This is a genomic window from Verrucomicrobiota bacterium (assembly GCA_037139415.1).
Lineage (GTDB): Bacteria > Verrucomicrobiota > Verrucomicrobiia > Limisphaerales > Fontisphaeraceae > JBAXGN01.
This window is the reverse complement of the sequence record JBAXGN010000011.1, coordinates 1-13,914: the sequence shown is the minus strand read 5'-3', so window position 1 is coordinate 13,914 and position 13,914 is coordinate 1. Positions and strand designations below refer to the sequence as shown.

General features: G+C 57.5%; 9 protein-coding genes. 3 read left to right on the top strand and 6 right to left on the bottom strand.

The features are described 5' to 3' along the window. Positions 1–99 precede the first annotated feature (99 nt). From WCO56_03265 to WCO56_03250, 4 genes are all read right to left on the bottom strand, one after another. Complete coding sequence (locus WCO56_03265) at positions 100–426, bottom strand: cytochrome c (GenBank protein ID MEI7728558.1); 327 nt, start codon at positions 424–426, stop codon at positions 100–102. A 466-nt stretch (positions 427–892) separates the two neighbouring features. Continuing rightward, positions 893–2,044, bottom strand: a complete 1,152-nt coding sequence (locus WCO56_03260; protein MEI7728557.1) for a tetratricopeptide repeat protein — start codon at positions 2,042–2,044, stop codon at positions 893–895. Then, positions 2,041–3,570, bottom strand: coding sequence for a SpoIIE family protein phosphatase (locus tag WCO56_03255; protein MEI7728556.1), 1,530 nt, complete (start codon positions 3,568–3,570; stop codon positions 2,041–2,043). The genes WCO56_03260 and WCO56_03255 overlap by 4 nt, the downstream gene beginning before the upstream one ends. Then, a complete protein-coding gene (locus tag WCO56_03250) occupies positions 3,567–4,547 on the bottom strand; it encodes a hypothetical protein (GenBank protein ID MEI7728555.1) in 981 nt (326 codons plus the stop codon). The genes WCO56_03255 and WCO56_03250 overlap by 4 nt, the downstream gene beginning before the upstream one ends. A gap of 98 nt (positions 4,548–4,645) precedes the next feature. Here WCO56_03250 and WCO56_03245 point away from each other — a divergent pair, with 98 nt between their 5' ends. Then, on the top strand, positions 4,646–5,629 hold the full coding sequence (locus tag WCO56_03245) for a hypothetical protein (GenBank protein ID MEI7728554.1): 984 nt from the start codon (positions 4,646–4,648) through the stop codon (positions 5,627–5,629). A gap of 62 nt (positions 5,630–5,691) precedes the next feature. Here the strand turns inward: WCO56_03245 and WCO56_03240 are convergent, their stop codons facing one another. After that, the gene (locus WCO56_03240) at positions 5,692–6,570 is read right to left on the bottom strand and encodes an AraC family transcriptional regulator (GenBank protein ID MEI7728553.1); all 879 of its coding nucleotides are present in this window, start codon (positions 6,568–6,570) and stop codon (positions 5,692–5,694) included. 188 nt (positions 6,571–6,758) lie between these two features. On the opposite strand from WCO56_03240, the gene WCO56_03235 reads away from it, so the two are divergent. Beyond that, the gene (locus tag WCO56_03235; protein MEI7728552.1) at positions 6,759–8,396 is read left to right on the top strand and encodes an L-fucokinase; all 1,638 of its coding nucleotides are present in this window, start codon (positions 6,759–6,761) and stop codon (positions 8,394–8,396) included. Positions 8,397–8,518: 122 nt separating this feature from the next. On the opposite strand, the gene WCO56_03230 is transcribed toward WCO56_03235, so the two are convergent. Continuing rightward, positions 8,519–11,962, bottom strand: coding sequence for a leucine-rich repeat protein (locus tag WCO56_03230; GenBank protein ID MEI7728551.1), 3,444 nt, complete (start codon positions 11,960–11,962; stop codon positions 8,519–8,521). A gap of 113 nt (positions 11,963–12,075) precedes the next feature. On the opposite strand from WCO56_03230, the gene WCO56_03225 reads away from it, so the two are divergent. Beyond that, positions 12,076–13,896, top strand: coding sequence for a glycosyl hydrolase family 28 protein (locus WCO56_03225; GenBank protein MEI7728550.1), 1,821 nt, complete (start codon positions 12,076–12,078; stop codon positions 13,894–13,896). The last annotated feature ends 18 nt before the right edge of the window (positions 13,897–13,914 follow it).

Here is a 13,914-nt window from a genome sequence, read left to right as displayed (position 1 = left end):
CGCACAGGCTCCGGTGGGTGAGGCAGGGGGCCATACAGATTCAGGGCTGGCCACCGGGTTAACCCGGCTTACCTTCCGGATCAACCCGGCACAATCCGGCTATTTCTTGAATTTACGAACGAAGGAGACCAGACTCTTGATTTGGTCATCCGACACGTCTTCTGCCGCTTTCATCAGGGTTTTGTCGCCATCCTTAACACCTTCCTTGATGGCCTTGAACGCTTTCTCATCGGTGAAGGAGTCCTGGACCTTGGAATCGGTCAGATCCTTGATGTTCAGTTTTTTGCCCATCTTGGTCTCGCCCTTACCGTCGGCGCCATGGCACTTGGCGCAGTTTTTTTCAAACAGCGCCTGGCCGTCGTCCGCACGGGTGTTGTAGCCGGCCAAGGCCAGCGTAACGATACTTAATGCTATAAGTTTTTTCATAAACATAATAAGATTTACTTGTCGTTATAACGCTACACCCGAGCCGGCCCCTTGGCAACAACTACTTTTGCCAAACGCGGTGGTCATTGATGGCACTTGCTGATGGGCTAAAAAGTGGCGCTGACAATAGGGGTTCTTCGCTGTTTTCGGTGGAATACGCAGTGGAATTCCGAAAGAAATCCGAAATCCGAGATCCGAAAACACGCCACCTCCATGAGGGGAGCCACCGACGCCTGTGGCCGTCGCCGGGCTGGAACAACGCCGCGTTTCAACGTGAAACGCGAACCGGCCACCAACCGCGTGCCAGCCCTCGGATTCCGGCTTCGGAATTCGGTATTCTTTCGGTTTTCGGCCCTCGGATTTCGGATTTAACTGGCCCCCATTCCATTCAACATTGCGAGGAGCCCATGAACATCACCCCGCTGACGCACGACTGCCGCGAGCAACTTCGGATTTTGGGTTTGGATCAGGATCGGGCGGTGGACTCAAAATTTTTCGCCAGCACCTCGACCAGCCGCACCCGGGCGCGATACTCCAGATGATCCGGATTGGCTTTGGCACAGGCCAGATACTTTTGGCGCGCCTTCGGGAAATTACCCAACTGCTGGTAGCATTGACCAAGCCAGTATTGCAAATCCACGCCCAGATGACTTCGGGGCACAGCGATTTCCAGTTGGAGTTTATCCGCGCGCGTTTCCAGCCAGCGCAAATCCTTCAACGCGGCCGGAACCTCACCAGCGGATAATAGCGCCACCCCACGTAACAGGCGAAACGCGGCTCGCCGTCCCATCCGCGCTTCGAGCTCTCGGCACAACACAACCGCCACCCGGGCGCGATTGGTTTTCAGATAGCGCCAACACAACGCCGCCAAAGCCTCCAATTCCAGACTGACTTGTTCTTCACCGACTTTGCAGGAGTGGCTGGCCAGCAGGCCCACTGTTTGAATCAGGTGCAACTCGCCGGCGGCGGCATCGCCACTCAGAATCAGCGTCAGCCCCAATGCTTTGCCCACTTGCAATTGTTGCAGATAATCCTTCGCTTGTACCGCCCGGTCCCATTCCCGGCGCAACAGCGGCAGCGAGCGACAGAGTTTCCCAAGGTTGGACTGCTGGTCATCGGCTCCATTGACCAGTCGCACCGGAATATGCCCCGTGGTCGCGTTTGGCAATTCTGCCAGACTGCTGCGGATATGTTCATGGATCAGGCCCTCGAACCGAATGCCGGAATGATTCTTGAACAGCCGACGGGACCAGACCGGCGTGTAGCCTTCGATGGCCTCATATTGCAGCGCCAAGGCGGCATGACGACAGCCTCTCAGCGCGCGGCGTAACGCCTCCTTCGGCGGCTCGGGAAACCACTCATCCGGGTTGAGGAACAAGATCCAATCTTCCGGCACGTCACGGATGGAAGCAGTACGGGCAGCGGAGAAATCATCAGTCCACTTGATGAGGCGCAGCGACGCGCCAAACTGATGGGCGCATTGTCGCTGGGCAGGGTTGCTTTTGGTGGTCACCAGATATAACGCATCCACCGCGCCGCCGATGCTGGTGAGACAATGCGGAAGAAATTTCCCCTGGTCGCGGAGGACCATGCATAAGGCCAGGGTGGGCGGTTTCATTTTACCTTTACCACAATGGCAGTAAGATCATCCGCTTGTTCGGTGCCTTCGGCAAACTGGCAGACCGTGTGGTACAACCCCTCGACAATTTCCCGGGCGGATTGTTCGCGATGCGCCCGGATGTAATCATGGATGCGCGCGGTGCCAAAAAATTCCTCCCTGGTGGACAAGGCTTCGTCCACCCCATCGGTCAGGAGCACCAGCAGGTCACCACTTTCCAGTTGCACGGGCGGCGCTGGTGGATAGGTCGTCTGAGACCGCATTCCCAAGGGCATGCCCGTGCGTTTCATGGCCAGCTTGATTTCGCCTTGCGCGTTGTAGAGGAAGCAGGGGGGATGCCCCGCGCTGCCAAAGATCATTTGCCGCGTTTGGGGTTCGATGCGGGCCAGGAAGAGGGTGACGTAGCGGCCCGGGCCGACATCCTCCGCCAGGGCGGTATTGGCGATGGACAAAATTTCACTCACGTCCTCACGGCGAATCGAAAGCAGGCGCAGGTAGGCGCGTGTTTCCGCCATCAACAAAGCCGGGCCGATGCCGTGCCCGGACACATCGCCCACCACCACGCCAAACCGCCCCTTCAACATGGTCAGGTAATCAAAATAATCGCCCCCGGCCTCGGCGGCGGGATACGAAGCCCCCGCAATTTCAAAGCCCGGAATTTCCGGCGGGCGGGAGGGGAAAAGCCGCTGCTGGATTTCGCGGGCCAGCCGGAGCTGTTCCCGGCTGGCTTGCAGGGCTTGCTCCGCCTGTTTGCGCTGGGTGATGTCGCGAATGAAGCCCACAAAGCGGCGCTGGCCATTCAGCACCATGTCACTGGCACTGATTTCAATGATGATCTGCCGGCCATTCTTGTGCAGCCCAAACGTCTCGCGGGCCACCCAACTGGTTTTTTTCACGCCAGTGGCCATATAGTTGGCGATACTGTGGTGGTGCGGTTCGCGCAACGCCTCTGGTTGCAGCAGCGAAAGGTTGCGGCCCAGCAATTCCGTCGGCTGATAACCGAACACCGCCTCGACGGCGGGATTGACAAAGTGAATCACGCCGGCCTCGTCCATCAGAATGACGGCGTCCGGGCAAGCTTCCCACAACAGGCGGTACCGGAGTTCGGAGTCGCGCAGGCTCTGTTCCGCCTGGCGCCGGGCGGCGCGGTTTTCGGCCTCGCGCAATTCACGGTCCACGGCGGGCAACAGGCGGGCCAGACTGCCCTTCATGAGGTAATCATGCGCGCCAGCCCTCATACATTCGACCGCGATATCTTCGCCGATGCCGCCGGAGATGATGATGAACGGCTTGTCCACCTCGAGTTCCTGCGCCAGTTTGAGCGCGGCCGGCGCGCTGAATTCCGGAAGATTATAATCCGCCAGAATCACGTCCCATGGCTGTTCGGCCAACGCCGCCCGCATCGCCTCGGCGGTTTCCACGCGTTTCCATACCGGGTCAAACTCGCCGCCGCGCAGGACGTTCACCACCACGCGCGCGTCGAATTCCGAATCCTCAATGATTAATACCCGCAATGGTCGCTTCATAACAACGTTTGCTGGGGGTCCGGTTTTTGCTCGGCGGGCATGGCTGGCGGCGGAGTGCTCTCGGCGACAACCTCAGGCGCAGCCGTTTCCACTAAAACCGGAGCGGCCTCTGCCCCGGATGATGCGGTGTCCGCCGAAATCGCGTCAGGCAGGGAAACGGGCGGTTCAATGATCTCCGGGGCGACTTCCACAGGCGGCGGTTCCGGCACCGGTAATTCCACCAACGCCGGGCGTACCAGTTGCCCTTGAAACCGGATGCCGGTGGCCAGGGTGCGTCCAACCCGGGCCCCTTCCGGCACTGGCGTTTCGGATGCCACCAACTGGTGTATTTCCGCATTAAACGGTTCACCACTGGCAGCCTCAAAGGGAACGAGTCCCACCCGACGCGCCGCGTCACGGCAAACGAATTGAAACTGACCAAGCTGTTCGATGAGCCGGGGTTGCCCGGAGGAGGCGGCAGCGGTGTATAAGCCGTAGGTGTGATCCAGAACATGCACCAGCACTTGGAGCCATTCGCGTTCCATGCGGCGCAGCTTATCCACTTCCAGTCGCAGGGTGGCTTTTTCCGAGTCGTTCGCTTTGGCAAACCACTCCTGAAATGCGGTCTGCTCGGCGGTCATGCGTTCGGCGATAGCTTGGGCTGCCTGAGTAGTCCGGTCGGCATCACCCTGGATATTTGTCCACTGATTGGTCGCGCCAGCAATCTGCTCCTGGATTTGCCGCAGGTTTTCCATTTGGGTGATGGCGGCGCTCAAGGCTTCTGCCTCCCCGAGTTTCACCTCGGCGCGATACTGCAAAACAAACGGCCAGACCAGCAACACGGCTCCCAGCGCGACCGACGCCACGCATAACGCGACGTAAACCGGGGTCAGCGGCCAGGGGCTTTGATAGACAATGCCACCCGCGACCGCCAGCAGGAGCAGATCGCCCATTAAAAACGGAGTGATTAACGGACGCGGCGCTTTCACTTCAGTCATAGTCCCGGCAGCATAGCGACAAGCCCCCGCTCTGGGCAATGGATAAAAAAGGGTTCTTCACTGTAACCGGTTTCCTTGGCGGAGGGTCATTAGACGTGATGACCAGGTCATTAAACAAAATTTGGGTATGGCTGCTGCTGACGGCGTTGGCAACGAGTCATGCCAGGGCAGCGGAATATAAAAAAACTGCCGGGCCATTTGAGGTAGGGGTATTTAAGGCCGCGTGGCAGGACACCAACCGCACGCGCGAATTGCCCGTGAAGATATATTACCCGAATACCAATGGGTTGTTTCCGGTAATCATTTTTTCGCACGGACTGGGCGGTTCGCGCGACGGTTATGAATACGTGGGGCGACATTGGGCCAGTCACGGATATGTCTGCGTACACCTGCAACATGCTGGCAGCGATGACGGAGTATGGCGCGGCAAAGCCGGCGGCATGGCCGGCATGCGGGCGGCGGCAGCCGACCCGCGCAATGCCATTGCACGGCCAGTGGACGTGACGTTTGCGCTGGATCAACTGGCCAAATTGGCAGTCGAACCCGGCCCCTTGGAAAAACATCTTGATACCAATCGCATTGGCATGGCCGGGCATTCCTTTGGCGCGAACACGACGCTGACCACCGTGGGACAGCGCTTTGGCGTTGCGGAGTACAAATACCAGGAGCCGCGCATCAAGGCCGCCATCGCCATGAGCGCGCCCGTGCCCCGCTTAAACGCAGAACGGTCGTATGACCGCATCACTGTGCCGGTGTATCACCTCACGGGCACGAAAGATGACAGTCCGATTGGCGATACCAAACCGGAGCAGCGGCGATTCCCCTTTGACCACATCACGGGTGCCGACCAATATTTGCTCATCCTTGCCGGCGGCGACCACATGGTTTTTAGCGGGCGCAGCGGGTTGCTGGGTCTCCGCTCAAAAGATGCAGTCTTTCATGAGTTGATCCTGATGAGTACCACCGCCTTTTGGGATGCCCACTTAAAAGGGGACGCGGCGGCAAAGCAATGGATCGAGGATGGCGGATTCAAATCCGCCCTTGGTGAAGAAGGCACCTTCGAGATAAAACGAAGACAGTGACCGCGCGGAAGCTCTCACAGGAATTGGCTATTCCGCAATCCGAATTCCGCAATCCGCAATTATCAGTCTCTTCGCCCGCGCTGGATGAATTTCTCGGGTGACATGCCAAACACGGATTTGAAGCTGCGGGAAAAATTATAGGGATCGGAAAACTGCAGTTCCTCGGAGACCTGTTTCACCAGCACGCCCGGTTCGAGCAGCATTTCCGCCGCGCGATTCATTTTTAGCCGGACCAGGTGCTGATAGGGCGGCACCTGGTCGTAGCGGCGGAACAGGCGGCAGAGATAAGACAAATTCAGATGCACCGCCTGCGCAACTTCCTCCACGGATTTAAGGCGCATGTAATGCTGCTCAAGATACTGGCGCGCACGCTGGTATGAGATGAGGGTGCGCAAATCCCCGGTGGATTCCGGCGCCGCTTTTTCGGTGACTTTGAGGAGCAGCAATTCGAGCAGGGTGGCGCAAATCGCGCCGGTTTGGCGGCTGATGGAAGTGCCGTTACGCTGGAGCAACTCAAAGATCTCGAAGATCTGTTGCGGATCGGATACTTGGGCGGCCTTCCAGCCCGCCAGCGGCCCGGCTTGCAGCAAGCGTAAGGCTGGTTTCCCAACGAAATCCACGTAATACTTGACCATCGGCGACTTCTGATCATTCACAATTTCATGCGGCACCTTGGGGCCATAGGCAAACACCATGCCGGGCACCAGCCGGTATTTGCGACCCGCCAGCACCAGCGCACCCTCGCCGCGCGCCACAAATTCCAGGCCGTAATACCGGAAACCGGAACGGCGGATGCGGTACTCCGGCTCGCAATGTTCGCTGCCGCCGCACACCACGGCCGTCGGCGTCGTTGAGGGCGGGTCCAGGTTCAAGTAATACCGGCGGGCCTCGAGGACCTGCTTCGATAGAAAATCGAGATTGGCGATGGTCTTAGTCTTCATGCTCAGCGTACGGGGTTTAAGTTAACAGACGGCAGGTCAAAAAACAACATCATAAAGTCAAAGATGGCCATGTATTTCTTGAAAGAAATGCGCTATATCCACAGACTTTGAAAAACGTCAGGACAAAGTTTGACGGGTCCATGGGACTCGACACAAACGAACATGAGCAACAAGACACGGATTTTATTATGAGCAACACGGCAGCAACCTCCCCCGCGTGGGACTATTTGATTGTCACGGCCTCCAATGAATTGCAGGCGCGCGCCTATACCACCCAGCTCAGCTTACGGCAACAGTTGGGCCTGCTGCCCACCATTGGTACCGCGCTCGTGGTGGCAGATCCCGGCGGCAAACGCGTTGGGTCTGGCGGCAGCACGCTGTTTTGCCTGATCGAGGTGCTCCAACGGGAGGCGAAGCGGTACGGCGTGAACCTTGGCGATTGGACCGGCGTGGAGCGATTGCTCAAGGCGGTGCGGGTGCTCATCATTCACGCCGGAGGTGATTCCCGGCGGCTGCCTGCGTATGGGCCGTGCGGAAAAATTTTTGTCCCGGTGCCCGGCGAGAGCAAGAGTGCTCTGGGGTTGAGCCTGTTTGATCGGCAACTACCTATTTTTGCCGCGTTGCCCGATCATGGAGCTGGCGACGGACAAGTGGTGGTGACTTCCGGCGACGCCTTGATCCAGTTTGATGCCAGCGAGGTTCGGCTTGCCCCCAGCGGTATCACTGCCTTGGGAGACTACGCCACCCCGGAAGCCGCCAGCAAACACGGCGTTTTCTGTGTGGAACCGGACGGGGCGACCCGTTTATACCTGCAAAAACCCAAGCCGGAGGAACAGGTCCGGCTGGGCGCGATCAATAACGCTGGCAAGTCCGTGCTGGATATCGGCGTGATGAGCTTTGATGGCAGCACCGCCGCCGCGTTGTTGAAAGCCTTTGAAGTGCAGGCTGACGCCGCTGGTCATCTGGCGTTTTCGCCACGCATGGAGCAGGCGGTCATGAATCAGGGGCTGGATATTTACCGCGAGGTATTGTGTGCGCTGGGGCGGGATGCCACCGTGGCGCATCACCGGTCCCAAGCCAAAAGCGCCGGTTCCGCCTGGGCACCTGAGCTGCTGGCCGCCATGTTCTCGATTTTAAACCGGATGCCGCTGCGGACCCAAGTGCTTTCGCGTTGCAGCTTTCTGCATTTCGGCACCACCCGGCAATTGATTCAGTCCGGCCACACCTTGGTGCGGCAGGATCTCGGCACCCTGCCGGCGGATGGCCAACTGCTGTTGAATAACGCGCGGGAGGAACGCGGCGGCGTAACGGGAAAAAACTGCTGGGTGGAGGGCTGCCGCCTCGACGCACTGCTGACGCTCGCCGGCGATAACGTGGTCGTAGGCATTGATGTCGTTGCGCCGTTGCAATTACAGCCGGGGCAATGCCTGGATGTGGTGGAAGGATTCTCCCGCTCTCAGCAACCGGGATTTTTTATCCGCCCGCACGGCATCGGCGACACCTTCAAAGACCCTGCGGTGGCCAAGGGCACTTTTTGCGGTCAACCCATTCTGGAATGGTTGGCGGCGGTCGGAGCCGAGCCGGCGGATATTTGGGAGGCGGCCATTCCGGCGGATAAATACTCGCTTTGGGACGCCCGAGTGTTCCCCGTGGTGCGTGAGGCCACTGGCTATCGCGACTGGCTGTGGATGTTTAATCCCGCGCAGGCCACGCCCGAACAAAAGCGGGCTTTTCTGGCAGCCGACCGTTACAGCAGCGCGGAAATCGCGCTGCAGGCCAATCAGGATGCGTTTTACGAGCGGCGCGCGCAATTACGCCGGGCGTAGCTTTTAGTAGGCGCCACAGTCGGTTCAAGGTATTGCACCCATCGGGGTGTAGTCTGATCGGCATGGACGCAGCACTATCCGGGAATGTGATCAGCTCTAATATCGCTTGCGATAACAGCTTTTTACTTTGCGAAGTTCGCTTGCAACCGTACGCTGCCGCTCTGGTCAGTTCCCAAAAACCAACCAAATCCTTCCAACGTCGTTATCCCATTGGTGCCCGTTACTCCGCCCAAGACGCCTTTGTAAGTGGTGGGGCGTTGTGTGCCCGGGTGCTTGAACCCACCGCGAAACGTTCCGTTCGCCGCGTTGATGGTCAGCGTGACGTTGGTCAATACCCCGCCCGTTGCCTTGGCCAAGTTGTTTATGATTTGTATCTGCGCGTCGTACGTCCTATTTGTCGGTACGTTGCCATTCTCCACGTTGAGCTTTCCAGCCGCACCATTCGGCCAACCCGGTGCGGTGTGGTTTCCCGCTGTATAGCCCGTCAATGCCGCCTCCAGCCAGCCGGAAAACCCCGCGCGATGCACTGCGCTCGGCACGCCCGCCGGTTTCTGCCAGAACAACCGGTTGAAATGCGCATTGGTCGGGCTCAACCACCCAATCACCATTCCCCGGTTCCCGTACAGCGACGCGTACACTGGCCAATAACCCGCCGTAGCCACCACCGCCGGGGATACGTTCAAAGCCGTGCCATCCCCCAGGTTGCCGACGATGGAAACCGTCCCTGCCGGATTAACTACCACCGTGGCCACTCCATAACCCGCTGGCATATTCGTGGACGCCGCCACCAGCACCAAGGTGGAGTTTACCATTACGACACTCGTCTTTTTGCGATAGGCATCCACCTTTGCAGTCCACAGATTGCCCTCACGGATGGCGCCACTGACTTCCTGACCGTCAAAGTCCACCCACAAGTCCACCACCCATTGCGCCCGGCCCGGTCCTGTGAGCGTCAAGAGCTTATGTCCGAACGCATCAAAGCTGCCAGCCAGCCCCATGGACATTCCTTTGCACAGCAGTTGACCGGTAAAAGTGCGCTTCTCCGTAATGGTCACTTTGAGCAGGCCACAGTTGGCGGCGTCGGGCATCCGGTTCGTGGGCGTAAACAGGCCGACATAGTCGCCTTTGAAACCCACCCACCGGTTCGTGACAAAATTGGCCGTCAACACCAAATTGGACATCATCGTAAACCGCAGGGTGGGATGATTGGTCAGCACCACACCATTGCCCACCCAGTTGGAGAATATGAATCCCGAAGCTGCCGTAGCCTCCATGCTGTACGGATTACTGATTCCTAAAATTTGGTCGTTTAAGATGGGCCTCACCGTCCCGCCATGATTGGGCACGACCTGGACTGTTAATCGGTCGCTTAACACGTAATTCACCTTCATGGTATTGGTGAGGGATAAATTCCCAGCCACATCCGCAACATAGACGTTGATTGTATTCGTGCCGGACACCAGATGGGCTGCGGTCGCGGACCAGTTCGTGGTGCCACTGGCGGTTTGCCATGGTCCATGGTTGACTTGGCAATAAACAGTCTGCAACGGACCACCAATATCCGTAGCGCGCCCGAGGACTTGTATGCTGTCATTACTCACACGGGTATTGGGCAGCGGGGTGGTGAAAAACAACTTGGGCTTAACCCCATCCACTGTCAGTACCGCCGGGAATGCATTGGTCGCACTACCCAAGGCATTGGTAACGATAACCTGGTACTTGCCAGCATGAGTGGCATTGACCTGGTTCACGATATAGCTGGCATTGGTGGCGCCGGGGATCGTCACCTTGTTTCGGGTCCAGCGGTAATTGAGCGGAGCCGTGCCGAAGGCTCGTACTTGGAACTGCGCAACTTCACCCGGACGCAAAATCAAATTCGCTGGAGTTTGGATGAGGATCGGACGTGAGTGCGGGCTCAACAGCACGGTTGGACGTCCGCCCAATGTCGAACTCCAGCCCGTGGTCTCCGGCAAATAATAGATGGTTGCGTGGTTGTCACCAGAAAATACATCCGTACCTATGTTGGGAGCGTTGCCCTCGAAATACACTTCCGCCAAACTGGCGCAAGCGGCAAATACCGAGTTCCCGATGCTGGTGACGTTATTGGGGAGCGTGATGCTGGCCAAGTTGGAGCAGGAACGGAACGCCTCGTCATCAATGAAGGTGACGCTGTTTGGAATGAGGACGTTAGTCAGGCTATGGCAGTCTTGAAACGTCGAAGCACCAATGCTGGTGATGCTGTTGGGGAGCGTGATACTGGCCAGGCTGGTGCAGAAACGGAACGCTTGAAGTTCAATGTAGGTGACACTATTGGGGACGGTATAGCCTCCGACTTTGCCCCCTGGACATTGGATTAGGGTGGTCTGACTCTGGTCGAACAAGACTCCATTCACACTGCTATAGAAGGCGTTGAACGGATCCACCGTGATCGAGTTCAGGCCAGTGCATGAACCGAATGCGTCGTGCCCAATGTGAGCGACCTGGTTTGGAATAATGACGCTCGTCAGGCTGGTGCAGCCAGAGAATGCGAGGGTCCCAATGGTGGTAACATTACTAGGGATTATGACGTTTGTCAGGCTGGTGCAGCGATAGAACGCCGCGTTCCCGATGCTGGTGACACCGATGCCGAGATCGAGATTGGCCAAGTTATTGCAGTATTCAAACGCCGATTCCGCAATGTTGGTGACGCTGCTGGGGATCGTGACACTGGTCAGATTATTGCAGATTAGGAATGCCGAGTCCGCAATGCTGGTGACGCCGTCCGGGACGGTGTAACGGCCGGCTTTGCCCTCCGGAAAATGGATGAGCGTGGTCTGCCTTTGGTCGAACAAGACTCCATTCACACTGCTATAGAAAGCGTTGGGCGGATTCACCGTGATCGTGCTGAGTCTGGAACAGAACCAAAATGTCCTGTCCCCGATGTTGGTGACGCTGCTGGGGATCGTGACGCTGGTAAGGTTGACACACGAAGTAAATGCCGATTCCGCAATACTGGCGACGCCGTCCGAGACAGTGAAGCTTCCAGTTTTGCCACCCGGACATTGGATGAGCGTGGTCTGGCTCTGGTCGAACAAGACTCCATTCACACTACTATAGAAAGGGTTAAACGGGTTCACCGTTATCGAGTTCAGGCTGGTGCAGCCAGCGAACGCCGCTTCCTCGATGCTATTGACAGTGCTGGGGATCATGACGTTGGTAAGCCTACTACAGTGATTGAACGCCCAGCCTCTGATGTTAGTAACACTGTTGGGGATGATGACGCTGGTCAGGTTGGTGCATGTTTGGAACGCCGCGAAACCAATGCTGGTGACACTGTTAGGGATCGTGATGCTGATCAAGCGGTCGCAGTGATAGAACGCCTGGTCTCCAATGTCGGTGACTGGCAAACCACTGAGGATGCTCGGGATGGCCACATCTCCGCCAGGACCAGTGTACCCGGTAATGGTAACTGTGCCGTCAGTGACAGTGTAATTGTATTGGGCGCTCACCGTGATTGGCAATGCCAAGAGCAGCAGCACCAGCCAACGCGATACGATTACAAAACACTGATATGCATTATGGCTCATTAAAAATGACGATGATTCTTCCACCTAACTCTGTCAAGGTCCCAATAAACTTTTGATACGCCTGTGTCCGCGCTTGCGTTGCCTTCCGTTTTCCTTCTAGCATTGCACCACGTATGCGACACCTTGCGTTGTTTTTTTTACCGGCCTTGGCACTCACTGCGGCCACACCATTTGACGTTACCCTCCATGGAGCGAAGGGCGACGGTGTCACCAAGAATACCGTCGCACTACAAAAAGCCATTGATGCGTGTACCGCCGCCGGCGGCGGCGAGGTGGTGGTGCCCAAGGGGATATATCTGACTGGTTCTCTGCTCCTGAAATCCGGGGTGAAGCTCAAAGTGATGCCGGGTGCGACTCTGCTGGGCAGCACCAGCTTGGATGATTATCCGTCGGGAAAACTGCTTTCGGCCACTGGTGCGAGTGACATTGCCATTGAGGGCGGTGGAACCATTGACGGACGGGGCAGCGCTTTTTGGGTCAAGAAGGCGCAAACGTATTCCAACTCGGCGTGGCGCGGAACGGCGCAATTCAATTACCTGGCGCTCAAACGCCCTAACTTCATCCATCTCACCCGTTGTACCAATGTAACCCTGCGAAATATCACGCTCACCAATTCCCCCTCGTGGACCGTGCATTTGCAGCGGTGTGCCGCAGTAACCGCCGAGCGCGTCACGATTCGTAATTATCTCCATGGTCCCAACACCGATGGCATAGATATCAATTCCAGCGTGGATGTCACCCTCAAGGAATGCGACATTATTACGGGGGATGACGGGGTCGTTCTTAAGAGCACCGAGCCAGGGCATACCCATCCGTCGCGTAATATCATGGTGGCCAACTGCCGCATCTGGAGCGCCTGCAACGCACTGAAGATCGGCACGGAAACCCATGATAATTTCGACCATATCACCTTCCGGGATTGCGAGTTGTACAGCGCCTCGACCAATCCGCTGGAGCGCACCCTCGCAGGTGTTGCCATCGAGTCGGTGGACGGCGCGCACTTGAGTAACATCGTGGTCTCGAACCTGACCATGAACAACCTAAAGGCGCCGATTTTCATCCGGCTGGGACATCGCGGCGGCAATAGCAGCAAAACCCAGCAAGTGGAGCCAAGAGTGCCGGGAACCATTCGCAACGTGGTTCTGCAAAATATCACTGCCGTGAACTCCATGTTTGAATCCTCCATCACCGGCATTCCTGGTCACTGCGTGGAAAACGTCCGCCTGTCCAACCTCTCGCTCGAGTATGAAGGTGGCGGGGGCAGTGAGTTGGTGGATCGCGAGGTGCCTGATGAGACGGTGATCAAGCATTACCCCGAGGCGCAGATGTTTGGCCGGCTCCCGGCCTACGGATTGTATTGCCGGCATGTGACGGGTCTGCAAGTCAATGGCCTGCGTTGTTCCTATCGGGAAAAGGATGCGCGCCCCATGCTGGTGCTCGATGATGTTAAAAACGCAACGTTTGAGCTGACTGGTCCGTCGGCAAGCACAGGCGATTTCCCCGTCCTCTGGTTCATGAACTCGCAAGCCATCACGGTTCGGCGCGCGTTCATTCCCCCTGGCACAAAAACGTTTATGGCGGTGGAAGGCGACGCGGAAATCGCCAAAACCATTACGCTGCAAGACACCGAAACGCAGAATGCGAAAACACCGCTGCTGGTGTTGAAGCCCGGTGCTTTGATTGCCAACGATCTGCCACTCTTTAAGGAAACCCAGCCGGGCATCGTCAGGATTGACGCGTCCGCCATGCGCCTGATTCCTCCGATGGCCGTGACCCCAGACGCCAGTATTGCCTCGGGCAAGTGTATCAGCGTGCCAGTCGGCGGCGGGCGGGATCAAGGATTGGCGCGGTGCCGTTTCGAGTTATCGGCGGGCGGCGAGTATCTCGTGTGGGTGCATACCTTCAGAACACCGCATCTGCCAGATTTAGCTTGATACCAATTTGAACACCAG

Excerpts from the sequence above, each read along its gene's own strand:
- WCO56_03265 (MEI7728558.1), bottom strand. The coding sequence starts at position 426 with ATGAAAAAACTTATAGCATTAAGTATCGTTACGCTGGCCTTGGCCGGC.
- WCO56_03260 (MEI7728557.1), bottom strand. The coding sequence starts at position 2,044 with ATGAAACCGCCCACCCTGGCCTTATGCATGGTCCTCCGCGACCAGGGG.
- WCO56_03255 (MEI7728556.1), bottom strand. The coding sequence starts at position 3,570 with ATGAAGCGACCATTGCGGGTATTAATCATTGAGGATTCGGAATTCGAC.
- WCO56_03250 (MEI7728555.1), bottom strand. The coding sequence starts at position 4,547 with ATGACTGAAGTGAAAGCGCCGCGTCCGTTAATCACTCCGTTTTTAATG.
- WCO56_03245 (MEI7728554.1), top strand. The coding sequence starts at position 4,646 with ATGACCAGGTCATTAAACAAAATTTGGGTATGGCTGCTGCTGACGGCG.
- WCO56_03240 (MEI7728553.1), bottom strand. The coding sequence starts at position 6,570 with ATGAAGACTAAGACCATCGCCAATCTCGATTTTCTATCGAAGCAGGTC.
- WCO56_03235 (MEI7728552.1), top strand. The coding sequence starts at position 6,759 with ATGAGCAACACGGCAGCAACCTCCCCCGCGTGGGACTATTTGATTGTC.
- WCO56_03230 (MEI7728551.1), bottom strand. The coding sequence starts at position 11,962 with ATGAGCCATAATGCATATCAGTGTTTTGTAATCGTATCGCGTTGGCTG.
- WCO56_03225 (MEI7728550.1), top strand. The coding sequence starts at position 12,076 with ATGCGACACCTTGCGTTGTTTTTTTTACCGGCCTTGGCACTCACTGCG.